Below are 23,686 nucleotides of genomic sequence, written 5' to 3'. Positions count from 1 at the left end.
ACAAAACCTATCGGCGTTATGCCTCATAAGAAGGTGAATCGGCATTGAAAGCTTTCGAACAGAAATTAACGCACCACAGCCATTTTCAATACCATATGAAGCATGGCATCCCTGTTCAAGTCTATGAACTGGGTTGTCACATAGACGTGGGTCTGATCACGGCAGTCGACGCCTACTTTGTCGAGCTTGAGGGAACGCTGTACAACCGGAGTACGTTCACTTTTATCTCTAGGCCCGGATATTAACAAGCTTGATCTCTATTAATAGGCTGGACTTATGAAAACGTTTTCTTTCTGACTGTTCCTCTGCTTTTTGCTAACCAAAACGGCAAAGTCGTTATAGCCGACAAGGGTTACATCTCCTCATGAGGAGATGTAACCCTGCCTTTACACGGTTTATTATTCTATTTCAAACAATTTACTAATCGACAATTCCTCATGAACCCGGATGATGGCTTCACCCATCAACGGAGCAACCGACAACACCGTCAGCTTGCTGCTCGGGTTCGGATTGGTGATCGGAATGGTGTCTGTTACAACAACTTCCTTCAGCGGGGAGTTTTCCAGTCGCTCATGGGCAGGGCCCGAGAGAACCGGATGTGTACAGCACGCGTAGACTTCCTTCACGCCGCCTTCCATCAACGCATTGGCACCCAGCACAATCGTACCGGCGGTATCGATAATGTCATCAATCAGAATAGCGGTCTTGCCTTCGATATTCCCGATAATGTTCATGACTTCACTGACGTTCGGCTCCGGTCGGCGTTTGTCGATAATCGCCAGCGGCGCATTCAGGAAATCAGCAAGCTTTCTCGCGCGAACCACACCGCCGTGATCCGGAGATACAACGACCGGGTTCTCGATCTGCTTTGAACGGAAATATTGGGCAAGAATCGGTACGCCGAGCAGATGATCCACCGGAATATCGAAAAATCCCTGAATCTGCATCGCATGCAGGTCCATCGTAATGACGCGATGAGCTCCTGCTTTTTCAATCAGGTTCGCAACCAGCTTAGCGGTGATCGGATCCCGCGAACGCGCTTTGCGGTCTTGACGGGCATATCCGTAATACGGAATAACCACGTTGATGCTCTTCGCGGATGCCCGCTTGAGCGCATCCACCATAACCAGCAGCTCCATCAAGTTATCATTCACCGGCAAACAAGTGGACTGCACAATATAAACATGGCAGCCCCGTACGCTTTCGGAGAGCTTTACTTGAATCTCGCCGTCGCTAAAGCTGGTTGTATGCGATTCCCCCATCGGAATGCCGATATAATCGGCGATCTGATGGGCAAGTTTAGGATTGGAATTACACGTGAATATTTTTAATTTAGAATCAAGATAAGTCATAGAATAAAAACCCTCCGTGCTGGTTCGTTGAATTAGGTATCCGATCACCGCTTCATATCTTGGTTAAGGAAGCAGGGATAATTACGATTTCTTGTTCTTTTTGGCGATGGCGCGTGCCCGGATCTTCTCTGCGTACCCTGGCTTGTTCTCCTGACGCTGTCTGGCGATGGCCAGATCATTGTCCGAAACGGAATGCGTAATGGTAGAGCCTGCAACAACGAATGCGCCCTTGCCCACCTTCACCGGTGCAATCAAATTCACATTACTGCCGATAAATGCATCATCTTCAATTTCGGTAATGGACTTATTATAACCATCATAGTTGACTGTAATCGCACCACAGCCGATATTAACGTTTTTGCCGACTTTGGCATCACCAACATAACTGAGATGGGATACTTTAGAGCCGTTGTCAATCGTGGCGTTCTTCACTTCGACGAAGTCGCCCACCTTTACATCATCCCCCAGCTTGGCGCCTGGACGAAGATAAGCAAACGGTCCTACGGAGGTCCGGGTGCCGACTTCAGCGCTGCTGAGCACCGAATGTTTGACGCTTGCGCCATCCGCGATAACAGAGTCCTCGATATCGGTATCCGGTCCGATCACGCAATCTTCACCGATCACTGTATTCCCTTTCAGGACGGTACCGGGATAAAGCACTGTATCTGAACCAATCTTAACATCAGCTCCGATATAGGTTGAAGCCGGGTCAATGATCGTAACACCGTTCAACATGTGCTTGCGGTTGATGCGCTCTCTCATGAAGCCTTCAGCTTCCGACAGCGCTAGGCGATCGTTAACGCCAATCGATTCCGCGTAATCATCGGTCTGATAAGCAAGCACGGTCTCGCCGGCTTGTTTCAAAATGCCGACGCAATCGGTCAGGTAATATTCCTGCTGCGCATTCTGGTTGGTTACATTATCCAGTGCAGCGAATAGCTTTTTATTGTCAAAACAATAGGTACCGGTGTTAATTTCAGTGACTGCGTCCTCTTCCGGACTGCAATCCTTCTGCTCAACAATCCGAAGTGCGCTGCCATCCTCGCCTCGAATGACCCGGCCGTAGCCTTTCGGGTTATCCATATGCGCGGTAAGCACCGTAGCGGCCGCATTGTTGCTTTCATGAAGCTTCAAAAGATTTTCCAGTGTCTCGGACGTCACCAGCGGAGTATCCCCACAAATGACAATCGTGGACCCTTCTTCGCCACCAAGTAATTCCTTGGCTTGCTTCACAGCGTGACCCGTTCCGAGCTGCTGCTCCTGCAGTACATACTCGGCTGCGTCTTGCAGATAAGCGCGAACCGTTTCCGCACCATGGCCTACGACCACAACACTGCGTTCACAGTTTACCTGCTGTACAGTTTGCAATACATGTCCGACCATCGGCTTGCCACAAACAGGATGCAGCACTTTATATAGTTTGGATTTCATACGTTTGCCCTGCCCAGCGGCGAGCACAATAGCAAATCTTTTCAAGGGCCATGCCTCCTCCTCTTGAACTCACTACTGAATATATATCATTCTACAAAAAAAGAAAAGAGAGCCACAGGTATGGCTCTCTTTTCCTTGAACCCCAATTGTAAATCTTAAGCGCCTTCTTCAATCACTTCTTCTTCAGTAGCCGCTCGCTCATACTCGGCCAATACAGCCGATTGAATTTTCTCGCGAGTACCGGAAGAAATGGGATGGGCAATGTCGCGGAATTCTCCATCAGGAGTGCGTTTGCTCGGCATTGCAACAAACATTCCATTGTTTCCGTCGATGACGCGAATGTCGTGAACGACAAATTCATTATCGATGGTAATGGATGCGATTGCCTTCATTCTCCCCTCAGAGTTAACACGGCGGAGTCTGACATCCGTAATTTGCATATGTGTTCACCACCTTTTTCCATCAGAGACTTGGTGTATAATTCCACACAGCAAACCATAAATCCTTCTTTTTTCTAATACAAAATGTCCTAAAAACAGGAATTTTTTTTAGAATGTGATATTTTCGACAGACTTCGGGCTAATTCGAATGAAAACGCTATTATATCGACAAATATCGCGACTCTATTTTTCGAAGTAATTACCAGGGTTTACGGTAATTCTCTTCGTTTTGGAGTCCACATCGCTTAAGATGGCTAGTGAAATATAGTCCTCCAGAAGTCTTTCCTCGGTTTCCACCGCTCCTGACTCTACCAGCACACCGACACCTGCGACTTCTGCATTAAATTCACCAAGCAGATCGACCATTCCCTGAATGGTCCCGCCTGCCTTCATAAAATCATCCACGATCAGCACGCGAGAGCGTTCCTTGAGCGCCCTGCGGGATAATGACATGGTATGAATGCTCTTATGTGAGCCCGATACATAATTGATGCTTACGGCCGATCCTTCCGTCACTTGATGGTCCCGTCGAACTAGTACGACCGGCAGGTTCAATTGTGCCGCTGTCGCATAGGCCAGCGGAATCCCTTTGGTTTCCACGGTCATGACCACATCGATATCCCGGTCGGCAAACGCCGTGGCAATGATCTTGCCCGCCTCATTCATCAGCGAAGGTTGTCCGAGCAGATCAGACATGTACAAATAACCTCCCGGCAAAATCCGATCCGATTGCTGAAGCTGCTGACACAGCTCCTCCGCAAACCGCAAGGCATGATCTTTGCGCAGCTTCGGAATGTGGCGGACTCCTCCCGCTGCGCCGGCCAGCGTCTGAAGCTCTCCGAGCCCCTCGCTCTCGAACACGTCCTTAATGATTGCCAAATCCTCACTGATGGATGACTTGGCTGCTCCATATCGCTCAGCGAACGTTGTCAGCGGAATCAGCGTATGCGGTTTAGATAGTAAATATTGGGTCATATCGACCAATCGTTCGCTTCGTTTTAATTTTTTCACCTAGGGTTCCTCGCTAAATCCGAATATTATATGTTAAATATAACACCTTTGTACGTATTTATACAACTTTGTTTGAAATTCGACCCCGAATTGTCAAACATAACCGTTTCTAAGTCAGTAGGCGAACGGCATACACTTCCTTACAGAATCCCCGCAGGCCATTGTAAATCCGGGCTACCTTGGATTCCTTGGAGACGAGACCAAAGACCGTTGGACCGCTTCCGGACATGAGCGCACCGTCAGCTCCCAATTTGAGCATTCCTTCCTTCAGCTGCTGAACTTCCGGGTGCATCTTCAAGGTAACCTCCTCCAGCACGTTACCCAGCGATTGGCACATCTGCTGGAAGCTGCCTTGCGTAAGCGCCTCGACCATGCGTTCAGCCGATGGATGGTGCTGAATCTGCTCGCTGCGCAAACGGCCGTACACTTCCGCCGTCGACACATTGATCGGCGGCTTCGCCACGATCACCCAGCACTGCGGCGGGTTTGGGATCGGCGTGAGTACCTCGCCGCGCCCTGTAGCCAGTGCGGTGCCGCCGGTTACACAGAACGGCACATCCGAGCCGAGCTCTGCGCCCAGCGCGAGCAGCTCCTCCTGGGGGATATCCAGTCCCCAGAGGCGGTTCAAGCCGCGCAGTGTTGCCGCTGCATCACTGCTGCCTCCTGCGAGTCCAGCGGCAACGGGAATTTTTTTGTCCAGGTGAATATGCACACCCTTTTTCACGTCATAGCGCTCTTTAATTAGTCTTGCTGCCTGAAAGGCCAAATTCTTCTCGTCCAGCGGTATGTACCCTGCCTGTGAGGTGATGATGATGGTGTCCCGCTTCTGTTCGGACATTTCGAGCCGATCGGCGAGGTCAATCATCGTCATGACCATCTCTACCTCATGGAAGCCGTCAGGACGTTTATGAAGTACATCCAGCATCAAATTGATTTTGGCCGGTGCTTTTTCGTATATTTTCAAGAACGTTCACCTATCCTTAGCTCTTCCCCATATGCTTGAACTTAACATATTCGAGGAAAAACATCTAATGCCTCTATATTAACAAACTCAGGCTTTGAAGTCATGGGACCGTTTGATCGGGTAAACAAACAGGGGCTTCCGCTTAACCGGAAGCCCCTGCCGCATTATGGTCTTTCTCTTACAGATCGGATTTGCTGGCTGCCCGCTCGGCGAGCTCAATCGCCCGCTTTACCATGTTGCCGGCATCCTTGGCCTTAATGCCTCCCCAGCCTTCTTTTTCCACGGTATCGTAGAACCCCAATTCCTTAGCCAATTCGGTCTTCAATTGATCGGACATAATGCTTCGTCTTCTCCTGCTCATCAATCCCGCCTCCTTGGAAAATGTAATTGAGTATGGCATGAACAGCATCCGGCGCGATTGCAGTGGCGTTTTACGAACCCCTGCAAGCTAACCTCCTTCACCGCATATGCGAATGAAGAAGGCCTCGCGCAGCCTTAGTATGTGTTCAACCCCCGCTTGTCATTCCCCGGATCGATGGCAACAAAAAACAGCCTCCCTGTTAGTGGAGACTGCTCTCTCATGACATATCGTTATGACTTGATATAGGTGATTCGCATCTCGTTGTCATCACCGGTTACCATGATTTCCACGGTTTCGGTCAGAATATCGGCATAACTGTAGGACACACGTTTAAAAGTTTGCTGGTCTTGATCCAGCTTCACAATGAAAACAGAAGGGTACGTTTCTTCCAAAACACCAGTACGCTCGACGGTCTTCCGACGGCCACCGTTAGCCCGAAGCGTAATTTTTTGCCCTAAATGGGCATCGAGACTGCGTTTGATTTCCAACAGCGCGTTTTTAGCCATTGTCGACGACCACCTCTTTCCTTGTCCATTATACAAAAGATTCAGTCATTTGTCAATTCAAAAACATTAATTATATCAGCATCAAAAATATATTGTCAACGTATTTTTTTTGACCCTGGATTTCTCGTGTGCATTTGCTTTAATATGCGCTAAATTGACAAGCTTTATGTATTTTTTTGACAACTTTCTTAAAGAATTGAAACAAAAAATAAAAAAACCCCAACTTGTGGGGTTCTTCTCTGTTCTTTCTACAACGACCTATTACACCTCTTTTAGAACGCAATATGAGCTAACTGACCGAAGGCGTAACCTTCAACGTGGACAAATCCTGCAGCTTTGGCAGACCGATCCGGTAACTGCCTCTTGTCTCGATTCCGCCCACGCCCTGACTGCCGCTGATCGTATGATGAACGACATCATGGATGTTGACGGTATCCCTGACTGACGTATAGGCTGCCTTAGCGGCAACGTAGACAGGATCCAGCGCATGGATGAGGATTCGCCCTGGCGAGCTGGCAAAATTGGCTCCCGCCTGCAGCAGAGCTTCAAAATGCGACTGGCACGCCCCAGCCACAATGACCAGGGAATCCAGATTCCGCTCATATTGACGCGCTACCTGAATCGCCGTGACAAAGTTGTGTGAATTCTTATAGCTGTCCAGGCTATATAAATCGTATGGCTGTCGTCTCTTCAGAACTCCATCATGACCTGTAATTACCACGATATCAGGTCTTACCCGCGGAAGAAGACGATATAATGAATCGGCCATCCCCGACTCATTGATATAATGGCCTTCCGCTGGGACCCGAAGCTGATTGTACAAGGCCAAACTCTTCTTCAGGTATTGGGGATCTCCATCCAAATGAAGCACCTTGCCCGGCACGTCAAAATATCCTTTATCCGCAAGCTGTCCGCCTTCAATATTGCGCAGGCTGGCCAGTTGACGCTCACTCTGCTCCTGTCTGTGCTTCTGCAGACGGTCCAGCGACTCATTGGCTTTGATCTGCGCCTGCTTTGTACGTTCGCTTAAGTTGGGATGCGGGACCGTGACCAAATCATCAATGGGAGCATCGGCAAGTAACCGAAATTCTGTCCCTTTGATGACGATATTATTATTTTGCCGCATGCCTTCTACCCGGAACGTTACATCGCCGCCGTAGGATTTACGAACGACCAAGTCTCCCAAGTTCATCACAACATCACCCCTACCCTATGGTATGGGCCACTGTGACTATTGGTTCTTACGAAACATCAATTTATCGCGTTAAGGCCTTCGCGGGCCCTATGGGCTCTCTATTGGCTGTATTAACGAATATCCGCGTTGTACAATATGTTGCTGAGCCGGGCATACTCTTCAATACTAAGGGTCTCACCGCGCCGTGAGGGCTCAATGCCCGCTTCCTGCAGCAGCTGCTCCAGCCGTTCACGGCCTTCTCCCGGAAAGAACCGGCTCTTCAGATTGTTGGCAATCGTCTTCCTCCGCTGTGCGAAAGAAGCCTGAACCACCTCGAAGAAGAATCCTTCGTCTTCTACACTAACAGGAGGCTGTTCCCGGACCGCCAGGCGAATCACGGCCGAAGCGACATTCGGCTGCGGAATAAACACCGTATGCGGCACAATACAGACCAGTTTAGGCTCACTGTAATATTGAACGGCAATGCTAAGGCTGCCATAATCCTTACTTCCCGGCGCCGCTGCCATCCGCTCTGCCACTTCTTTCTGAATCATCACCACGATATTCTCCAGCGGCAGCTTTTCCTCCAGCAGTTTCATGAGAATCGGCGTCGTCACATAATACGGCAGATTCGCAACCACACTTACCTTCGATACGCCCGCAAAATCCTGACGGAACAGCTCATGAAGATCCACCTTCAGTACATCTCCATGGTGCACCTTCACATTCTCATAGGGCTCCAGGACCTCCCTCAGGATGGGAATCAGGCGCTGATCAATTTCGACCGCGGTGACGGTCCCTGCCGTCTGCGCCAGCTTCTCCGTTAATGCACCGATACCAGGGCCGATCTCAAGGGCTCCCTTATCCTCATCCAGTCCTGCAGCTTCCACAATTTTATACAGAATATTCTGATCAATAAGAAAGTTTTGACCCAGACTCTTCTTGAAAGAGAATCCATGCCGTGAGATGATCTCCTTCGTCCGTCTTGGTGTTGATATATCCTCGATCCGATTCATTGGCTTACGCCCCCTTCTTCCAACTGTGCAAGTGCGGCCAGAAATTCTTCACGTGATATTTGAAACATGGCCAGTCGTTTATGGAACTGCTTGCTATTGCAATAACCGATCCCCAGCAGATTACCCATCGTCATACGCCTTGCCGCCGCTTCCGGATGAGCCGATAATCCGGCCTCCAGCATGTCCTCCAGACTAATCAGGCTCTCTCCACCCTCGAAGGAGGTATGGACCCGCTCCAGCGCACGCCGTATCGCCTCTGGCGAGGCATTCTCCACGCCGATATCCCCTTTGCGGGTAGCATCCGCCTCCGGGATAAAGGCATGCTTACAGCCGGGTACGCCCTGATCCACGATTTTGCGGATCCGCTCCCCTGCATGGTCAGGATCCGTAAATATAATGACGCCTCTGCGCTCCTGAGCAAGCGCTATGCGTTTCAGGATTTGCTTGTTGATCGCTGATCCGCCCGTTTCGATCGTATCCGCTTCTACGGCCCGTTTAATGGCAACGGTATCGTCTCTGCCTTCCACAACAATCACTTCTTTAATCATGCGTTTGTTCTCTTCCTTCCCAAGCAAAGCCACGCTTGTACAACTTTAGATTCAACCATCTTAGCTCTGTATACTCCGTTCTTAACAAAACAAAAGAAGAGGAAATACTCCCTCTTCTTCATCATTATATATTATAAGCTAAATAGTATAGCATTAGAATGGCATTGTAAATTGGAATTCATGCGTCTAGTTCAATTCAGGTTTAACCGGACCGATCACATAAACGGTGCGGCCGCTCTTCCGGCCGAAACTCGTGGCCGATTTGAGTGAATCATAATAAACATCGATTTTGTTGCCTTTGATGGCGCCGCCCGTATCTTCTGCACGACGGAAGCCAATGCCTTCGATATAGACCCACCATCCGATCGGGATGATATTAGGGTCAACGGCGATGGTGCGCCCTTCTGTAACGCGTGTGCCGGATGCAGTGCGTGTACCGATTCCTTGTTGCTCAGAAGAATACGCCGTCATCGACACATTGTTCAATACCTTGTTGTATTTAAAATCAACGCCTGCCCGAGAAACCACGTTGTTCTCAACAGCCTTGGCGGTTGTTACTTTCTTCGTGCCGGACAATTTGGCCGGTGTGGCTTTCACATCGGTGGCGGCCGCCTGAACAATGACGGGCTTCTCCACCTTTTTCGTGCCTACGGCAATAATTTTATCCTTCGTTCTGCGCTCGACTTTTTGGGAGACCTTCGTCTTCGAAACCAGCTTGCCATTGTGGTAGACCTTCTCATAATGGTTCACCATGAGACCGGACTCGCCCCGCTGAATCACGCGGTTATCCCCTCTTTCAAGCGATGGGTCGGCTGTTTTGATCACACGGAATTCCCGGTCTTCCGTCTCCTTAACTTTTTGTTTCGTGACGCGGACGACATGGATATTCATATTGCTGGTCAGCTTCGTGTTCTGTGCCGGTTGTACTATATCTTCACCCTGGATCGTAATACCAGCCTCTTTAAGTACATGATCAACCGTATCCTGGGATGTAAATATGGTTTTAGTTGTGCTGCCTACTGTAACTTTAACTGGAATTGCCCGTTCAATGATGATCCGATCTCCATCCTGGATCGCGCCGTTTAAAGGCATCGAAATCTGATCCTGAGGACTCAACGTGATCGCTTGCTCATCCAGCAATTCCTGCAGCAATGATCCACGTGTTTCTACTGTGGTGACACGACCATCGACGACAAGCTGAACCTCCTTGCCTGCCTGATCATGTACGACCAACGATATGAGAAGTGATACCGTAACGGCACCCATGGCACCGAGCAACATCAGTTGACGCAAATTGTCATGCTTCCATCTCAATGCGTAAGACATGCTGGATGATTGTGATTCATGGGTTTCTTCAGGTTGAAAAATGCCCACTATTCCATCCTCCTTCATAGTCCCGCCGTCTAGGTAAACGCATGAATGCATTTGACGTGACTATAGCAATTTTTCTCACAAGGCGCCCTGCTATCTATCTACACCCTGCGTCAATTCCCGTCATTTCGTCCATCTACCACCACCCCTTGTTTACCAAGAGTATGATGATCCCTTCTCCATTATTCAAAAATAAAAGAAAGCCAATGAAAGAGTACTAGAGGCTCTAACGTGGCTTCCTGATGATTAGAATCATGGAAATGGTATGCACGAGATTTCCCCTCTTATTTCGCTTACGGAGTTAGCTGTCGGGTTCGGACGTAAGAGAGACGCCCTAGATCCGGATACCCGCTCATGGCGAGATCCTTCAAATTCACCCCAAAGACCCGAAAAAGAAATCAAATACAGCTGCGTGCATTCAGACCAGTATGCACGGCGGTATCGGTTCCCCCGTTCTCCAGAATTCCGGAGATTAAGCGAGACGGTTCATGAAATATTCGGCTACGATCTGCACATCGCAGCTTCTTATCACTGAAAAGATGATATCCTGTTTACATGCAGGTTGTAAAGCAACATTCAACCACATTTTCTCATGTAAAAGGTTAAAATATTGTAATATTGACGCCTTTTCTGATTAAAAAACTTTAATTAATCGCGATTGCTCCCTTTTTCATCGCTTTTGCTCTCTTTTTCGTTAAATACCAAATCGTTCCAGTGCATTTTTGGTGGTAATTTGGGCCAATTCCTCATAAGACAACCCTCTAATCTCGGCTGCGGTCTCCGCCACCAATTTCACATAAGCGGTCTCATTTCGTTTCCCACGGAAGGGATGAGGCGTCAGGTAAGGGGAGTCCGTTTCGATCAATAATCGATCCAGCGGAACCTGCGCCAATACCTCTTTGGGCTGCTTTGCATTCTTGAAGGTAATCGGCCCGCCAAACGAAATATGGAATCCCATATCGAGACATATTTTGGCGGTTTCCCAGCTTCCGGAGAAGGAATGCATGACACCGCCCACTTCGGAGGCCTTTTCCTCCCGTAAAATTTTGATAATATCTTCATGCGCATCCCGATTATGAATGACAATCGGCATGTTCAGTTCCCGGGCAAGTCCGATCTGACGCCGAAGCACTCGGTGCTGCACTTCTTTTGGAGACGTATCCCAATGATAGTCCAGGCCGATCTCTCCAATAGCCACCACTTTCTCATGACTGCATAAAGAGGCGATCCAATCCAAGTCCTGATCCTCCATGGTAATCGCATCTACAGGATGCCAGCCCACTGCCGCATATATAAAATCATAAGTCTCTGCCAGCTTCATCGTAGTCGGGATCGTCTCCCGGTTAAATCCGATATTGATCATCCGGGTCACGCCGGCTTCAAGCGCCCTCTGAATTGCTTCCTCCCGGTCTTCGTCGAATTGGGGAGCGTCCATATGAGTGTGCGTGTCGAATAACATAAGATCCACACTCTCCTTCCTGTCGTTTCTGTGTCGTATATCTTCCATTAGCTGGGTAAATTGCAAATGTACCAAGCTTTGACTATTCCTCTAGGTTAATGTTGTTGCTTGAAAACATCGGCTATCTTCTCCGGCATCTGAGCCAGCAGCGGAGTCACTTTCTCTTCCGGATAATAAAGATGGTACCGTCCTTTATGAATACCGCTGATCGAGCGTACAATATCGGAAACCTCCGAGATTTCCTTCAGCTCATCATGCCGATCCAGAAGCAGAATCTGTTTCTCATTAAGCGGCATATCGGAATGAACTTTATCATAAGGAAGATCGGTTGGGAAATCAATCTCCAGGTCATATTCCGGATGTAATCCCACGGCACGGAACGCTTGGCGTATCCGGTCGATGGTTTCCAGATCAATATTGTCGATTTCTACATATTTGTAGAGCTTTCGGTGCATGAAACGACCGCATAATTCGCTAAGGAGCTTGTCTTCCTCCTCCGTCCATTGCAGAAAGGCCGTTTGGATCAGGGCTTCATCCAGACGCAGGTATTGACTCACGTCAATATGGCCCGCAAACAACGCAGGAAGCGGTTCGACCATGAACCGAAAGGCATATCCCCTGTCATGCAGTTCCTTTGCCCGGCGAAAGATTTGGCGCAGGATGATTTCGGAGCTTCGAGTGACGGGATGAAAATATACCTGCCAGTACATCTGATACCGTGACATCAGGTAATCCTCCACGGCGTGCATGCCCGATTCCTTCACAACGACCCGATCGCGGTATGGCCGCAGCATCCGCAAGATCCGGTCAATATCAATCGTTCCATAATTAACTCCCGTATAATACGCATCCCTTAGCAAATAATCCATCCGGTCTGCATCCAGCGGACTAGTGACCAGGTTTATCACAATCGGCTTATCGTAGGTTTTGTTAATCACGGAAGCCACTTTCTCGGGGAAATCCGCTCCGAGCTCTCGCAGTACCTGATTGACGCAAGTATCCCCGAGCAGGATCCGGCATGTCCAATCCTCGTGATTCATATGAAAAGCTTCTTCTATAGAATGAGAGAAAGGGCCATGCCCCAAATCATGCAGCAGAGCCGCGCAGAGCGCAACTTGCCTTTCCTCGGCAGGCCAATCGGAATACCCCCTCCGTTCGAATTGAGAGATGATTCTTCTCGTAATTTCATAGACTCCCAGTGAATGGGAGAATCGGCTGTGTTCGGCCCCATGAAAGGTCAGAAAAGAGGTCCCAAGCTGTCTAACCCGGCGGAGTCGCTGGAATTCCGGGGTATCGATTAATCGCCAGATGATGTCGTCTTGCACATGAATATAATTGTGGACGGGATCCTTAAACACTTTTTCTTCCGAAATTGGTGAATACATTCCATCTCAACTCCTTATCGTTTCAATTGGGTTTTAGCCGATAAACACTTCTTTTGACATCTAATGTCGAACCGTGTCGAATAAGGGGAAATTGCGCTTTCCAAATCGACAAATCAAAAATCGCAGCAAAAATTGGTTCGATTATGGTAATTACGTTGCTATACAAGGGTTTTGTTCACTATACTTTCGTAAACAGGTTCCGATTTTTCAAAAATATAGGTTGACTGTTTTGGGAATCGTTGGTACTATAAATAACATAAAAACTAGAACTATGTCGAATTATGACTTTTTTAAATTATGGCGAGAGGGGCATTTATAAGTTATGATGAAATCAACAGGAATTGTAAGGAAAGTCGATGAGCTTGGACGGGTCGTCATTCCGATCGAATTACGCCGTACGCTCGGAATTGGTGAGAAAGATGCATTGGAGATTTATGTAGACGGCGAACGCATCATGCTTAAGAAATATGAGCCTGCCTGCATCTTCTGTGGTAACGCTGAGAATGTCACTTACTTCAAAGGTAAAATTGTTTGCCATGAATGTATCTCGGAAATCCCTACACCTGTGACAAATTAAGATTTTTAGTATATAATAGCATTATTACATTTTGTTAATTCTAACCTTTTTCATATCTCCTTGGTGCCTTCCTCGGCTATGAACCCGGCCGCAGGAGGGTCTTTTTTTGAGCTTAAAGAATTTATAAGTTTTCAGCGAAGCGTAAGCCATTCTTTATTCTCATTTATTGGTTTTGGGGGTCCCCGCAAAGTATTTGGAATAAACATCGAAGCATAGGCTCCACTTTGTGGGGCTATTTTGTTATCCCCCTGCACCAAGTTAAGTATTATCACTATTCCGTCAGGAGCGCATTATAGATATCCCTCTTCGATACACCGCGATCACCCGCGGTTTTTTTCATGGCATCCTTGCGGCTTAGTCCTTCCCGCTCATAATGTTCCACATGCTCCTCCAGCGAAAGCTCCTGCCACCAGGCATTTTTCTCCTTCAGCTCCTCTTCTGCACTACCGGCTTCGACCACCAAACAATATTCCCCCAGCGGCGGATGCTCCGTGAGCCAGTCCAGGCATTCGGAAATGCTCCCGCGCAAGAATTCCTCATAGCGTTTAGTCAGTTCACGAGCCAAGGTCACCTTCCGATTTCCCAGTACCTCCTGCAAGATCTCCAGCGTCTTTTTCACGCGATGCGGAGATTCATAAAATAATAGCGTTCCCTGCGCCGTTTGCAAAGCTTGCAGCTGCTGAATGATATCTTTACGCTCCCGCGGCAAAAAGCCGATAAACGTGAATCGTTCGGTCGGCAAACCCGACACGATTAAGGCGGAAAGGGCGGCATTGGCCCCCGGGATCGGAATGACCGAAATTCCCGCCTCAATCGCAAGTGAAACCAGATCACTGCCAGGGTCCGAAATCGCCGGCAGACCGGCGTCGCTGACGAGTGCCACATTTTTTCCTTCTATTATATAACGTATAATTTCAGGTCCACTAGCCGCCTTATTATGCTCGTGATAACTAAACAGCGGCTTAGCCGGAATTTCGAAATGGGTCAGCAGCTTGCGTGACTGCCGTGTATCCTCTGCCGCGATAATATCGCATTCCTGGAGAATGCGTACAGCGCGATAGGTCATATCCTCCAAATTACCAATCGGTGTTGCCACCAAATACAGAGAACCCGGGCTTCCCTCTCCCTGATCGGCATAACTCTGTTGCACAAGATTTCTCATTCTTTCGTCTCATCCTTATGTGTTCCATAGTAAATTTCCATAAAATCTGGTCCGTAGTTTCCTTGCTCATCATATACGATCAGCGGGGGCTTCAGCCGAACCTCAGGCTTCCCGTCCCGAATACCCTCGATAAGCACCATGTTTGCTTCCATATTCACGCGCGGATGGACAAATCGGATGACTTTGGGCTCAATCCGGTATTTGCTCATCAAGGTGATGATCTCCGCTAGTCGTAGGGGCTTGTGGACCATGCTCATCTTTCCGCCTTGGCGAAGCAGCTTTGCACAGGATTCAATCACTTCCTCAAGCGTACAGTGGATTTCATGTCTGGCAATCGCCTGGTGCTCATTCAGCTTCAAGTCGCTGCCATTCATCGGCATATAAGGCGGGTTGACCGTAATCAGGTCGTACGCTCCATATCCTTGTTCCTTGTATAGTTCCCGCAGATCGCCCTCATGGATCGTGATCTGGTCCTGGAGATTATTCATCTCGACGCTCCGTCTGGCCATGTCCGCAAGTCTGGGCTGAATCTCAATCCCCTCGATCAGCGCACCTGTACGAGTCGACAGCAGAATTGGAACAACCCCGTTTCCCGTGCACATATCCAAAATACGGCCCCTGCGCGGTATGCTGGCAAACCTGGCGAGCAGGACGGCGTCCATGGAAAAGCTGAATACCTCCTCACTCTGGATGATGCCAAGCTCATGGGTGAGCAGATCATCAATCCGCTCGGATGATTGCAATAACACTTCTTTCAATTTCATAGTTTCAACCCTTTATCTCCAAAATTCCAAACACGCGTTTTTGGTGTATCGGCTCTCTACATAGTACCTGATAAAATGAAATACACAAAAGGCTGCTCTTCACATTGCATGACAAGCAGCCGGTATTTGTTCAATCGCGATCCTTACAGTATAACCTTTCCATTCTAGAAAAAAACCGTAGGCAGTTTCTCCTACGGCTTCTTATTTATTCAAAAAAGACAAGCAGAACAGGCAATCCCCTTCCGTCCGCAGATGTCCATAATAGACATTGCAGATGTGGAAGCCTTCATGATACAGCCGAGCCAGGTTATCATACCCCTCGCCGACCACATCTTCATGTGCCTCATCCTTCACATGAGGCTGAGGTTGTAAAGCCACTGGGTTTTCCAATTCTGCCGGATTGACTTCCCGCTTTAAAATTTTCCGGAGCTGTTCATTTTCAAGACTGAGGCGATGGTTCTCTTCCAGCAGTTCCTTGATGACCAGCTTAAGTCCACCCAGTTCACTGTGTATATTTCCCATCTGTGTTTCCAACTCTTGAATGAGCACAAAAATGTTTTTCTTCTCCAAGTCTACACCCCGAAAATAAACATTCTATTGGACTACTTGATGACAACGTCGTCCATTGGAAGTTCCTTAACCTTTCCAATTTCAAACAGTTGAACATGAACCGTCCGCTTATCCGCATTCAGTCCGACTACTTTGCCTTCTCCAAGCGAAGTAATGACCAATTTTCCCGCGGATGGAAGCTCTTCTTTCACGCTTTCATAATTATCATGCTCAAACTTCAGGCAGCACATCAATCTTCCACATAGCCCGGAAATTTTAGTCGGATTGAGCGATAGGCTTTGATCCTTTGCCATCTTGATCGATACCGGCTCAAAATCACCAAGCCATGAGGAACAGCACAGTACGCGTCCGCAAGGTCCAAGACCGCCGAGCATTTTCGCTTCATCACGAACTCCAATCTGGCGAAGTTCGATTCTTGTACGGAATATACTGGCCAGATCCTTGACCAGTTCACGGAAATCCACACGGCCTTCGGCCGTGAAGTAGAAAATGATTTTGTTGCGGTCAAACGTAAATTCCACATCAACCAGCTTCATTTTCAGTTCGTGATCCCGAATTTTATTTAAACAGGTGGTGAATGCATCCTTGGCCGCTTGTTTGTTCTCTTCAACCACACGGGCATCAGAATCACCAGCGATCCGAATGACCTTCTTGAGTGGAAGGACAACGTCCGATTCACCGACCTCCTTCTTTCCTATCACAACTTGACCATACTCAATGCCTCTCGCGGTTTCCACAATGACGGATTGTTCCTTCTCCACGGGCAGGTCGAGCGGATCAAAGTAATATATTTTGCCCGCTTTCTTAAAGCGGACACCTACTACACTGTACAAAAATAAACCCCCTTGTGCCTGTACATAATGGCCATTCTGCGGGCCTGGGGGTGTGCTCACGCCGGAGTGTTACCGCCCAAACCCATCAATAACTGCTCTAAACTGAGCTGTCCATTGACATTATAGCGTAACTTCTTCTGACACTCTGCGGCCAAATCCATGTATGACACCCACTGTGCTGTGCTGCGGGCTGATGCATGACCAGAGATATACTCTGCCTGATCTATGAAAACGAGAGACTCTTTCCTTCCATACTGGACATGGATCATGTCCTTAAACCATAAATGAAACATACTGAACAATAGGTCCAGATGATCAGAGAGCTCGGTTTTGAACACTTTTTGACTCGCTGTGATAATTGCTGAGCCACTGCGGTTCAAAGACTCCTTACCTAATTGTAACACTAGGTTTCTAATTTCTGCAAACCAATTCTCACTCAATATTTTCCTGCACTCATCAAGTCCTGACGAAAGATGAACTGCGCAGCGTACAAGTGCGGCAGGATAACCTTCCCCTACAAGAACCTTCTCCATCATCTGCGGATCCAAAGCCCGGAACGGAACCTGCTGGGATCTCGATTGAATGGTAGGCAGAAGGGCTTGTCCATTCTCGGCAATCAGAATAGCTACAGCCGGCGCCTGGGGTTCCTCCAGAAATTTCAACAGACTGTTGGCTGCCTGCGTGGTCATCTTCTCCGCCCGGTCAATAATATAGACTTTGGGATTTCGATTCTCCGATCGATAGGAGAATATACGCTGAAGATCACGGATCTGATCGATCTTAATGCTGGCTCCATCAGGCTCAACCAACGTCAGATCGGGATGATTGCCATGATCTACCTTGCGGCATTCCAAACACTGCCCGCAGGCATCGTCTTCAAGTTCCGTACAAAACAATGCCTTGGCAAACGTAAGCGCCGTCTGCATCTGTCCGGCACCATGGGGGCCGCTAAACAGATAGGCATGACTGACCGCATTACGGCGCAAGGCATTTTGCAGCAGTTGCTTCGCAGTCTCTTGACCTACGATATCATTAAAAGACATAAGTCCTCACTTTCTATCAATCCTCATGATCCTCCAGACTTAGCAGTCATGAATCACGATCCGCTTCCTTGCTTCTTGCGATTAGAATACAAGATTGATCAGCATGCCTCGAATTTCTCCAACCTTGTTCAATAGATCAATTCTCCCCTGCTCCGTATCCAGCAGTTCATCCGCCATCGCGAGCAGCGCAGAATCGACTTCATCAATTACATTATAACGCTTGCCGCGTCCCCGGCGGTCCCAGCCGCGCGTTTCCTTCATTTTCACACCGCGACGAACCGTTTCCTCCAGGAATCGGCGAACCATCAATTTATACGCTTTTAGCTCCCGAACGGTCATCACTTTTGCCAAACGATCGCCTTGCATTGCAATTTCACGCATTTGACGACTCAACTCTTCATGGGTCGCGCGTTCTCCCTGCTGCTGCATCATATCCGAGAACGATCGCTGCTGAATCGGTCTGGCGTTGCCATCCGGCACCGTGAGTTCACTTTTCATGGGCCGAAAGCCCGGATTGATTTTCATCTGATCCACCGCCTGTTGCGTATTCTTTGCATCTAATAAAACGGAGGCACCTGGTACGTTCATATCGAACAAACCTATGCCTCACGTGAACGTACCTTGAAATGGTTTGCTTGTCAAGCGATTCATCGATAATTATCGATGAATTGGGCGATTTTCCGGAATCCATCGAGATCATCCATCTATTAAAAGCATCTCCCGAGTGCAGCGATCTACGGTAACTATTTTTATTATGATACAGAAGTGCTTCAGAAGACTTGGGTTACAGGAGAACACAGCCGTCAAATATCCCAATAAAAACATCCGTTACGTATCTATCGCAGATCCAGAAAATGAATTTAGAAATGCTCGAATCGTTCTACAGGGAGGACAAACACCGTTGCGCCACCAACCTGTACTTCGACCGGAAGCGGCAAGTAGGAATCGGTTGTACCACTCATTGGGGTTACCGGAGTGACCAGCTGTTCACGAACCTTACAGCTTGTGCGAATGACGCTGAGCACACTTTCAACCTGTGAATCGTCTACCCCGATCATAAAGGTGGTGTTCCCCGCCTTCAAGAAGCCGCCAGTACTTGCAAGCTTTGTTGCCCGAAAATTAGCTTTGACCAATGCGGCGGAGAGACGGTTGCTATCTTTATCCTGGACAATCGCAACAATCAATTTCATGGTAAACCCTCCTTGTTTATTTGGACATCATATGTCCTTAACACTACTTATTTGACAAACAACCTCAAAAATCCTTTAATATCGCGTCTTCCAAGTGACGAATCATTTCTCTTTCCACCTGAGCCGGCGTCTTGGAAGCATCTACAATGCGAATTCGATCCGAATTACGCTCTGCTACCAATAGATAGCCTTCCCTAACCTTCTCGTGAAATGCCATGTTCTCCATATCCAGCCGATTTAATTCCCGTTCTGCATTCGCCGTGATCCGTGCCATGCCAATCTTCGGCTCCACATCGAACAACAGCGTTAGATCCGGCATGCGGGTATCGATCGCAAATTGATTGATGTTCCATACTTCCTCCATGCCCAGTCCGCGTGCATATCCCTGGTAAACCAGACTGCTGTCCACGAATCGGTCACACAGCACAGTCAAGCCCTGACTCAAAGCTGGCTCCACCTTCTCCACAAGATGCTGGCGGCGGGCAGCCGCATACAACAATGCTTCAGTACGTGCATCCATCGCGGTATGCTGCGGATCGAGAATAATAGAGCGGATCTTCTCCGCAATCTCAATGCCGCCGGGCTCGCGTGTAATCAGATACGGGATCGAATGATTCTGCATAAAAGCGGCGAGTCTGCCCATCATAGTCGTTTTACCGGATCCGTCTCCTCCTTCGATGGTAATAAATAGTGGTCTGCGATTAGTCATAGCGTACCCTGCTTTCATCATTTGTTGATCGTGGAGCTCAATATTATACGCTCCGGTATATTTACCAACGTATAGTGGAGTCTCTTCCTTCACGTTTCCTTATAAACGACAATGGTTTCCAGTGCTGGATCGGATATCCCCTGGCATTTCGCCCCTGCATTCCTTAATGCCAGGAGCCTCTGTTTCATTCCCGCTGAGATTTCTTCACCTGGGTATAAGATCGGTATACCTGGCGGATAGGGAATAACCATCTCCGCTGCCTTACGCCCAGCACTCTTCTCTAACGGCACCGATTCTAACCTCTCCCTGTCAATCGGCTTCAGTGAGAAAGGAATTGGGGCCGAATAAGGAATCTCCGAGGGCAAATTGTTCCACGTGGAAACATCGGAGACTGGTCTTGCTTCAGTTAACAATTTAGAATCGACATCGAAATGGATAGAATCCATTTTCTTGTGGTCTACTCGCGGCTCATAATTCACGAAATCCCCCTGATCCCGCAATGTCCGGATCAGTAATTCCGTGCTCTCTGCCGTAGTGCCTGATTCGGTTCCGATCCCTTCTGTCTTCTCCCCCTGCTCTACAATATGCACAAGAGCCCATAAGACGTGATTCGCATCTTCCCGAGTGGATCCCAGCGTAAACAATAAGACGACGTGCAACTCGTCGCTCATCTCCGGCACACAGCCGCGCGCCTCGAGCTCGCGCTGGAGTGCATACCCGCTCAGGGACTTGGTGCGGTCATATATGACCGCCTTGAACGGGTCCTGGCGGGTATACGCCGCTGCGGCTGTGCCCGCGGCGTAGCCCCTGGGCTGCGGCGGCTGCAGCAGCCCGAACCGCGGCAGCTTCGCGAGGCCGCGCCGGAAGGCCTTCACGGCGGCCAGGCCACCCGTGAAGGCGGCTGCGCCCTGTGTGTGCAGCAGGCGCCGCGCCAAGTCCAGCGAAGCCATGAGCGGGTACGAGGGGCTGGAGCTCTGCACCATAGCCAGCCGCTGGCGCAGCAGGCTGCGGTCGAGCAGCCCGCCCTGTACATGCAGCATGGCTCCCATCGTCATGGCGGCTAACATCTTGTGTGTGGATTGAACCACACCATCCGCGCCGCATGACAAAGCGTTCATAGGCAACTGGGGGTGCTGTCCGTAATGAGCTCCATGCGCTTCATCCACGAGTAGTGGAATGCCGAACTCATGGCAAGCTTTCGCTAGCGGCTTTAAGTCGCTCCCCATCCCGTAGTAGTTCGGCATCGTGATGATCGCCCCCCGGGCCTCTGGATAAGCCTCAAGAGCCGCTACAAGTGTAGCTGCAGAGGGAGCAACGGCTAAACCGCTCTGCTTGTCCAGCTCCGGTTGAAGAAACACCGCCCTGGCACCGGCCAGCATCAATCCGTTCAACACGGACTTATGTACGTTCCGCTGTACAAGCACGATATCGCCAGGTTCACGGCAAACCGTCAGAACTAATGCCAAATTGCCGGCTGTACTCCCGCCCACTAGGAAGAAGCTTTCCTCTGCACCAAAACAATCTGCGGCCAGTTCCTGCGCTTCCTGAATAACGCCTTCAGGATGAAATAAATCATCGGTTCCGGTAATTTCCGTCACATCAATGCGCATGGCCTCTCGCAGCATCTCCGTAGTCTTACCTTCTCCCGCATATGCCCTGCCATTTTTATGACCAGGTACATGAAAAGATGAAGCCCCACGTTCTCGATACAACATTATAGCCTCTGCTAGTGGGGCACGCTCTCTATGTGTAGTCATCGATATATCCCTTCGGATTACATTCTCTAACCTATTTTAACGCAATTTGAAACCTACGCCTACGTCTCCAAGCACGGAAAGTCCCCTCTAAACAAAAAAAGGCCTTTTATTCAGGCCCATTTGACGCGTGTACCCGCGCCTATGCATTTTTCGGCATGGCAATTTGTTTTAATTGACGGATGAAAAAATGATATTTGGCATCTTCCGCGCTGGTATGAACGATTTCGGATTCACATTCCTCACATACGAATTGCGAAACAATGGTAATCCCCTCTGTCTTCGTCTGATTGCATATGATACACACGTGTTCGGTCAATTCTTCCATAACCATCCCACCTTGATCCTTTTCCTATTAGTATGACACAGTTTCTATTATTTTAAACCTTTTCATAGGATATCGGTCTACGCTTTATGTATATGTACCCCTTGGTGGCCTTGTGTCTGTACCTTTTTTTCAGCTTAATAAAAATATGATTTTGTCCGATAAAAACATAAAAGACTTAAATTTCCCGTCTATCGTAATTTACTTCTACTTAAAGGGGGACAGTATAGCCCAATGGCAGATCCACATGGTCAAGCCACCTTTTATCACTATCGATTAATTAAGAAAATCCAACTTTCCAAAAGCTTGCTCATCCTCTACTTAACTCTGCCTTGGCTTGCTGCGGCCGCAGGGACATTTTGGGTGTCACCGTATTTCCTGCTCTATCTGCTAATCGCCTTTCCGCTTATGTTATGGATCCAATATGTCGTCGGGCATACCGTGCTCGTCCTATTGGGAACAAGCTACCGGAAACGTTGGCGCTTCCGTCTGAGGTTGCCTTGGCTTGGTTATATACCGGATCAACACGTCAGCCGTCGCGTATTTAATTTAGTGCAGTTCTATACCTGTTGGGTAGGGATTGTCTTAAGCGCTATCATGGCCTTCTGGTCACCGCTGCCTTTTGCCATCGCGCTTCTGGTCTGGCATCTGTGGTTCCTTCTCCCGCGCGGCTATACCATGCTGCGTCTAAGCGGCCAGCGTAAAGATGGCATGTTGAAAATGAATGAGCAGGACATCTCCTACTACCAGCAATAATATTAGAGTTCTGCGTCCATCACTACATGGCGCTATAAACCCTATTTTTCGTTCATCAATGAATAAAGACCTCATTCCGAAGTCGGGAAGAGGTCTTTATTTATTGGCTTTATTGCTTTCCAATCCTTGTATGGCTTGTTTTTTAAGCTGACTCGGAACCGTAATTATAAGAAAATCGTCATGCACCGATAGGTGGACGATACTTTTCCCTTTTTCAAATACTAACGAAGAACCTTCATCTTCAACTTCCTTCTGCTTCCATCCCCAGGACTCAATCTCTTCCAGGTAGGCTTCAGGGATGCTGTCGTCTCCCTTTAAGCCAGGAAGCGCATACCGTACATAATCCAAGTCACTATTGCCTGTTGTTTGCTCCGTTTTATTCGCTTCCTTCGGAACCGGGAATGACTTCACATTCGCCGCGCCGTCAAAGGTTTCCCAGCTTGGTTCTGCGGATGCCCCACATCCGGATCCGATCAACAATATCGTAACCGCACAGATCATCTCTGCCACATGCAGACCACGTTTACACAACATGTAATTGTCCTCCTTCCCCCACAATAACCGGTCTCCAGATGAGTATTCGTAGTTGGTTGGTTAATGGAGAACCTTCCAATCAGGCCTTATTTCCTACAGCCTGCGCAAATCGGTAATCACTACCCGATTTTGCCTAATTCAATTATACTGATTTTTGGCATGGTATCGGTAACAAAATTTTCATCTGTTTACGTCAATTTTATGATTATGTTATATAACAGAGAAGCTGCTGACATCACGCTACAGCATATATCCTTAGTCGGACAATCTCTAAATCTGCATTTCATCTAAATATCCAAAAAAAATTCTCATAAAAAACAAATAAAAACCACCATCGATTACATCGACAGTGGTTTTTCGCTTGGCGACGTCCTACTCTCCCGGGACCCTTCGGTCCAAGTACCATCGGCGCTGGAAGGCTTAACGGTCGTGTTCGGTATGGGAACGCGTG

The 23,686-nt window shown here is 48.5% G+C and carries 27 protein-coding genes, 1 rRNA gene and 1 riboswitch; of the genes, 3 read left to right on the top strand and 25 right to left on the bottom strand.

The genetic code is table 11. The annotated features are described in order from the left end of the window. Positions 1–44 precede the first annotated feature (44 nt). The gene (locus ACOZB4_RS31765) at positions 45–245 is read left to right on the top strand and encodes a hypothetical protein (RefSeq protein ID WP_006207422.1); all 201 of its coding nucleotides are present in this window, start codon (positions 45–47) and stop codon (positions 243–245) included. Between the two features lie 153 nt (positions 246–398). Here the strand turns inward: ACOZB4_RS31765 and ACOZB4_RS31760 are convergent, their stop codons facing one another. From ACOZB4_RS31760 to ACOZB4_RS31700, 13 genes are all read right to left on the bottom strand, one after another. Then, positions 399–1,352, bottom strand: coding sequence for a ribose-phosphate diphosphokinase (locus tag ACOZB4_RS31760; protein ID WP_006207421.1), 954 nt, complete (start codon positions 1,350–1,352; stop codon positions 399–401). An 81-nt stretch (positions 1,353–1,433) separates the two neighbouring features. Next, positions 1,434–2,828 (bottom strand): bifunctional UDP-N-acetylglucosamine diphosphorylase/glucosamine-1-phosphate N-acetyltransferase GlmU, encoded by a 1,395-nt coding sequence (gene glmU, locus ACOZB4_RS31755; protein ID WP_379415554.1) that lies wholly within the window; start codon positions 2,826–2,828, stop codon positions 1,434–1,436. 110 nt (positions 2,829–2,938) lie between these two features. Continuing rightward, complete coding sequence (spoVG, locus tag ACOZB4_RS31750) at positions 2,939–3,223, bottom strand: septation regulator SpoVG (protein WP_006207419.1); 285 nt, start codon at positions 3,221–3,223, stop codon at positions 2,939–2,941. A 183-nt stretch (positions 3,224–3,406) separates the two neighbouring features. Next, positions 3,407–4,234, bottom strand: coding sequence for a pur operon repressor (gene purR, locus ACOZB4_RS31745; protein WP_339269195.1), 828 nt, complete (start codon positions 4,232–4,234; stop codon positions 3,407–3,409). 109 nt (positions 4,235–4,343) lie between these two features. Further along, a complete protein-coding gene (ispE, locus tag ACOZB4_RS31740) occupies positions 4,344–5,198 on the bottom strand; it encodes a 4-(cytidine 5'-diphospho)-2-C-methyl-D-erythritol kinase (protein WP_379415558.1) in 855 nt (284 codons plus the stop codon). Between the two features lie 178 nt (positions 5,199–5,376). Continuing rightward, positions 5,377–5,559 (bottom strand): small, acid-soluble spore protein, alpha/beta type, encoded by a 183-nt coding sequence (locus ACOZB4_RS31735; protein WP_076326546.1) that lies wholly within the window; start codon positions 5,557–5,559, stop codon positions 5,377–5,379. Between the two features lie 230 nt (positions 5,560–5,789). Further along, positions 5,790–6,065 carry a biofilm formation stimulator Veg gene (gene veg / locus ACOZB4_RS31730; protein ID WP_006207415.1) on the bottom strand — a complete coding sequence of 92 codons (276 nt, stop codon included), beginning with the start codon at positions 6,063–6,065 and terminating at the stop codon, positions 5,790–5,792. 289 nt (positions 6,066–6,354) lie between these two features. Next, complete coding sequence (gene yabG / locus ACOZB4_RS31725; protein WP_339292092.1) at positions 6,355–7,257, bottom strand: sporulation peptidase YabG; 903 nt, start codon at positions 7,255–7,257, stop codon at positions 6,355–6,357. 113 nt (positions 7,258–7,370) lie between these two features. Then, positions 7,371–8,255 (bottom strand): 16S rRNA (adenine(1518)-N(6)/adenine(1519)-N(6))-dimethyltransferase RsmA, encoded by an 885-nt coding sequence (gene rsmA, locus ACOZB4_RS31720; protein ID WP_098741215.1) that lies wholly within the window; start codon positions 8,253–8,255, stop codon positions 7,371–7,373. Further along, on the bottom strand, positions 8,252–8,803 hold the full coding sequence (gene rnmV, locus ACOZB4_RS31715; RefSeq protein ID WP_379415563.1) for a ribonuclease M5: 552 nt from the start codon (positions 8,801–8,803) through the stop codon (positions 8,252–8,254). Before rnmV ends, rsmA begins: the two co-directional genes overlap by 4 nt. 186 nt (positions 8,804–8,989) lie before the next feature. Then, positions 8,990–10,177 (bottom strand): 3D domain-containing protein, encoded by a 1,188-nt coding sequence (locus ACOZB4_RS31710; protein WP_098741213.1) that lies wholly within the window; start codon positions 10,175–10,177, stop codon positions 8,990–8,992. Between the two features lie 271 nt (positions 10,178–10,448). Further along, positions 10,449–10,663: riboswitch (cyclic di-AMP (ydaO/yuaA leader) on the bottom strand. Positions 10,664–10,868: 205 nt separating this feature from the next. Beyond that, positions 10,869–11,633, bottom strand: a complete 765-nt coding sequence (locus ACOZB4_RS31705; protein ID WP_098741212.1) for a TatD family hydrolase — start codon at positions 11,631–11,633, stop codon at positions 10,869–10,871. 95 nt (positions 11,634–11,728) lie between these two features. Further along, positions 11,729–13,018: an HD domain-containing protein gene (locus tag ACOZB4_RS31700; RefSeq protein WP_379415566.1), complete on the bottom strand. Its 1,290-nt coding sequence runs from the start codon at positions 13,016–13,018 to the stop codon at positions 11,729–11,731. A 322-nt stretch (positions 13,019–13,340) separates the two neighbouring features. Between ACOZB4_RS31700 and ACOZB4_RS31695 the strand changes: the two genes are divergently transcribed. Continuing rightward, on the top strand, positions 13,341–13,595 hold the full coding sequence (locus ACOZB4_RS31695) for an AbrB/MazE/SpoVT family DNA-binding domain-containing protein (RefSeq protein ID WP_006207408.1): 255 nt from the start codon (positions 13,341–13,343) through the stop codon (positions 13,593–13,595). Positions 13,596–13,866: 271 nt separating this feature from the next. Here the strand turns inward: ACOZB4_RS31695 and rsmI are convergent, their stop codons facing one another. From rsmI to ACOZB4_RS31645, 10 genes are all read right to left on the bottom strand, one after another. Next, positions 13,867–14,757 carry a 16S rRNA (cytidine(1402)-2'-O)-methyltransferase gene (gene rsmI, locus ACOZB4_RS31690; protein WP_379415569.1) on the bottom strand — a complete coding sequence of 297 codons (891 nt, stop codon included), beginning with the start codon at positions 14,755–14,757 and terminating at the stop codon, positions 13,867–13,869. Then, a complete protein-coding gene (locus ACOZB4_RS31685; RefSeq protein WP_076326554.1) occupies positions 14,754–15,521 on the bottom strand; it encodes a tRNA1(Val) (adenine(37)-N6)-methyltransferase in 768 nt (255 codons plus the stop codon). Before ACOZB4_RS31685 ends, rsmI begins: the two co-directional genes overlap by 4 nt. A gap of 201 nt (positions 15,522–15,722) precedes the next feature. Continuing rightward, positions 15,723–16,091, bottom strand: coding sequence for a DNA replication initiation control protein YabA (yabA, locus tag ACOZB4_RS31680; protein WP_076326555.1), 369 nt, complete (start codon positions 16,089–16,091; stop codon positions 15,723–15,725). A 32-nt stretch (positions 16,092–16,123) separates the two neighbouring features. After that, positions 16,124–16,924: a PSP1 domain-containing protein gene (locus ACOZB4_RS31675; protein ID WP_076326556.1), complete on the bottom strand. Its 801-nt coding sequence runs from the start codon at positions 16,922–16,924 to the stop codon at positions 16,124–16,126. A gap of 56 nt (positions 16,925–16,980) precedes the next feature. Further along, positions 16,981–17,967, bottom strand: coding sequence for a DNA polymerase III subunit delta' (gene holB / locus ACOZB4_RS31670; protein WP_076326557.1), 987 nt, complete (start codon positions 17,965–17,967; stop codon positions 16,981–16,983). An 81-nt stretch (positions 17,968–18,048) separates the two neighbouring features. Further along, positions 18,049–18,492, bottom strand: coding sequence for a YaaR family protein (locus tag ACOZB4_RS31665; RefSeq protein WP_076326561.1), 444 nt, complete (start codon positions 18,490–18,492; stop codon positions 18,049–18,051). A gap of 335 nt (positions 18,493–18,827) precedes the next feature. Further along, complete coding sequence (locus ACOZB4_RS31660) at positions 18,828–19,157, bottom strand: cyclic-di-AMP receptor (protein WP_006207400.1); 330 nt, start codon at positions 19,155–19,157, stop codon at positions 18,828–18,830. A gap of 64 nt (positions 19,158–19,221) precedes the next feature. Continuing rightward, a complete protein-coding gene (tmk, locus tag ACOZB4_RS31655; protein ID WP_379415575.1) occupies positions 19,222–19,866 on the bottom strand; it encodes a dTMP kinase in 645 nt (214 codons plus the stop codon). Positions 19,867–19,955: 89 nt separating this feature from the next. Next, a complete protein-coding gene (locus ACOZB4_RS31650; RefSeq protein WP_379415577.1) occupies positions 19,956–21,623 on the bottom strand; it encodes an aminotransferase class I/II-fold pyridoxal phosphate-dependent enzyme in 1,668 nt (555 codons plus the stop codon). Positions 21,624–21,762: 139 nt separating this feature from the next. Continuing rightward, positions 21,763–21,948 carry a sigma factor G inhibitor Gin gene (locus ACOZB4_RS31645; RefSeq protein ID WP_071221101.1) on the bottom strand — a complete coding sequence of 62 codons (186 nt, stop codon included), beginning with the start codon at positions 21,946–21,948 and terminating at the stop codon, positions 21,763–21,765. Between the two features lie 231 nt (positions 21,949–22,179). Between ACOZB4_RS31645 and ACOZB4_RS31640 the strand changes: the two genes are divergently transcribed. Further along, the gene (locus ACOZB4_RS31640) at positions 22,180–22,701 is read left to right on the top strand and encodes a hypothetical protein (RefSeq protein ID WP_339292086.1); all 522 of its coding nucleotides are present in this window, start codon (positions 22,180–22,182) and stop codon (positions 22,699–22,701) included. Between the two features lie 96 nt (positions 22,702–22,797). Here the strand turns inward: ACOZB4_RS31640 and ACOZB4_RS31635 are convergent, their stop codons facing one another. Together ACOZB4_RS31635 and rrf are read right to left on the bottom strand one after the other, a co-directional pair. Then, positions 22,798–23,235 carry a hypothetical protein gene (locus ACOZB4_RS31635; RefSeq protein ID WP_379415581.1) on the bottom strand — a complete coding sequence of 146 codons (438 nt, stop codon included), beginning with the start codon at positions 23,233–23,235 and terminating at the stop codon, positions 22,798–22,800. Positions 23,236–23,594: 359 nt separating this feature from the next. Beyond that, positions 23,595–23,686: ribosomal RNA gene (gene rrf, locus ACOZB4_RS31630) — 5S ribosomal RNA — on the bottom strand; the annotation flags it as partial.

The organism is Paenibacillus sp. NPDC058898 (genome assembly GCF_049316025.1).
GTDB lineage: Bacteria > Bacillota > Bacilli > Paenibacillales > Paenibacillaceae > Paenibacillus_AQ.
Note: the sequence above shows the minus strand (reverse complement) of the source record. Positions and strands in the feature narration are given on the sequence as shown.

What these genes read in the sequence shown, in the direction of transcription:
- ACOZB4_RS31760 (WP_006207421.1), bottom strand. Translation starts at nt 1,352, where the DNA reads ATGACTTATCTTGATTCTAAATTAAAAATATTCACGTGTAATTCCAAT.
- spoVG (WP_006207419.1), bottom strand. Translation starts at nt 3,223, where the DNA reads ATGCAAATTACGGATGTCAGACTCCGCCGTGTTAACTCTGAGGGGAGA.
- ACOZB4_RS31735 (WP_076326546.1), bottom strand. Translation starts at nt 5,559, where the DNA reads ATGAGCAGGAGAAGACGAAGCATTATGTCCGATCAATTGAAGACCGAA.
- veg (WP_006207415.1), bottom strand. Translation starts at nt 6,065, where the DNA reads ATGGCTAAAAACGCGCTGTTGGAAATCAAACGCAGTCTCGATGCCCAT.
- yabG (WP_339292092.1), bottom strand. Translation starts at nt 7,257, where the DNA reads ATGAACTTGGGAGACTTGGTCGTTCGTAAATCCTACGGCGGCGATGTA.
- rsmA (WP_098741215.1), bottom strand. Translation starts at nt 8,255, where the DNA reads ATGAATCGGATCGAGGATATATCAACACCAAGACGGACGAAGGAGATC.
- rnmV (WP_379415563.1), bottom strand. Translation starts at nt 8,803, where the DNA reads ATGATTAAAGAAGTGATTGTTGTGGAAGGCAGAGACGATACCGTTGCC.
- ACOZB4_RS31705 (WP_098741212.1), bottom strand. Translation starts at nt 11,633, where the DNA reads ATGTTATTCGACACGCACACTCATATGGACGCTCCCCAATTCGACGAA.
- ACOZB4_RS31700 (WP_379415566.1), bottom strand. Translation starts at nt 13,018, where the DNA reads ATGTATTCACCAATTTCGGAAGAAAAAGTGTTTAAGGATCCCGTCCAC.
- ACOZB4_RS31695 (WP_006207408.1), top strand. Translation starts at nt 13,341, where the DNA reads ATGATGAAATCAACAGGAATTGTAAGGAAAGTCGATGAGCTTGGACGG.
- rsmI (WP_379415569.1), bottom strand. Translation starts at nt 14,757, where the DNA reads ATGAGAAATCTTGTGCAACAGAGTTATGCCGATCAGGGAGAGGGAAGC.
- ACOZB4_RS31685 (WP_076326554.1), bottom strand. Translation starts at nt 15,521, where the DNA reads ATGAAATTGAAAGAAGTGTTATTGCAATCATCCGAGCGGATTGATGAT.
- holB (WP_076326557.1), bottom strand. Translation starts at nt 17,967, where the DNA reads ATGTCTTTTAATGATATCGTAGGTCAAGAGACTGCGAAGCAACTGCTG.
- ACOZB4_RS31665 (WP_076326561.1), bottom strand. Translation starts at nt 18,492, where the DNA reads ATGAAAATCAATCCGGGCTTTCGGCCCATGAAAAGTGAACTCACGGTG.
- ACOZB4_RS31660 (WP_006207400.1), bottom strand. Translation starts at nt 19,157, where the DNA reads ATGAAATTGATTGTTGCGATTGTCCAGGATAAAGATAGCAACCGTCTC.
- tmk (WP_379415575.1), bottom strand. Translation starts at nt 19,866, where the DNA reads ATGACTAATCGCAGACCACTATTTATTACCATCGAAGGAGGAGACGGA.
- ACOZB4_RS31650 (WP_379415577.1), bottom strand. Translation starts at nt 21,623, where the DNA reads ATGACTACACATAGAGAGCGTGCCCCACTAGCAGAGGCTATAATGTTG.
- ACOZB4_RS31645 (WP_071221101.1), bottom strand. Translation starts at nt 21,948, where the DNA reads ATGGAAGAATTGACCGAACACGTGTGTATCATATGCAATCAGACGAAG.
- ACOZB4_RS31640 (WP_339292086.1), top strand. Translation starts at nt 22,180, where the DNA reads ATGGCAGATCCACATGGTCAAGCCACCTTTTATCACTATCGATTAATT.
- ACOZB4_RS31635 (WP_379415581.1), bottom strand. Translation starts at nt 23,235, where the DNA reads ATGTTGTGTAAACGTGGTCTGCATGTGGCAGAGATGATCTGTGCGGTT.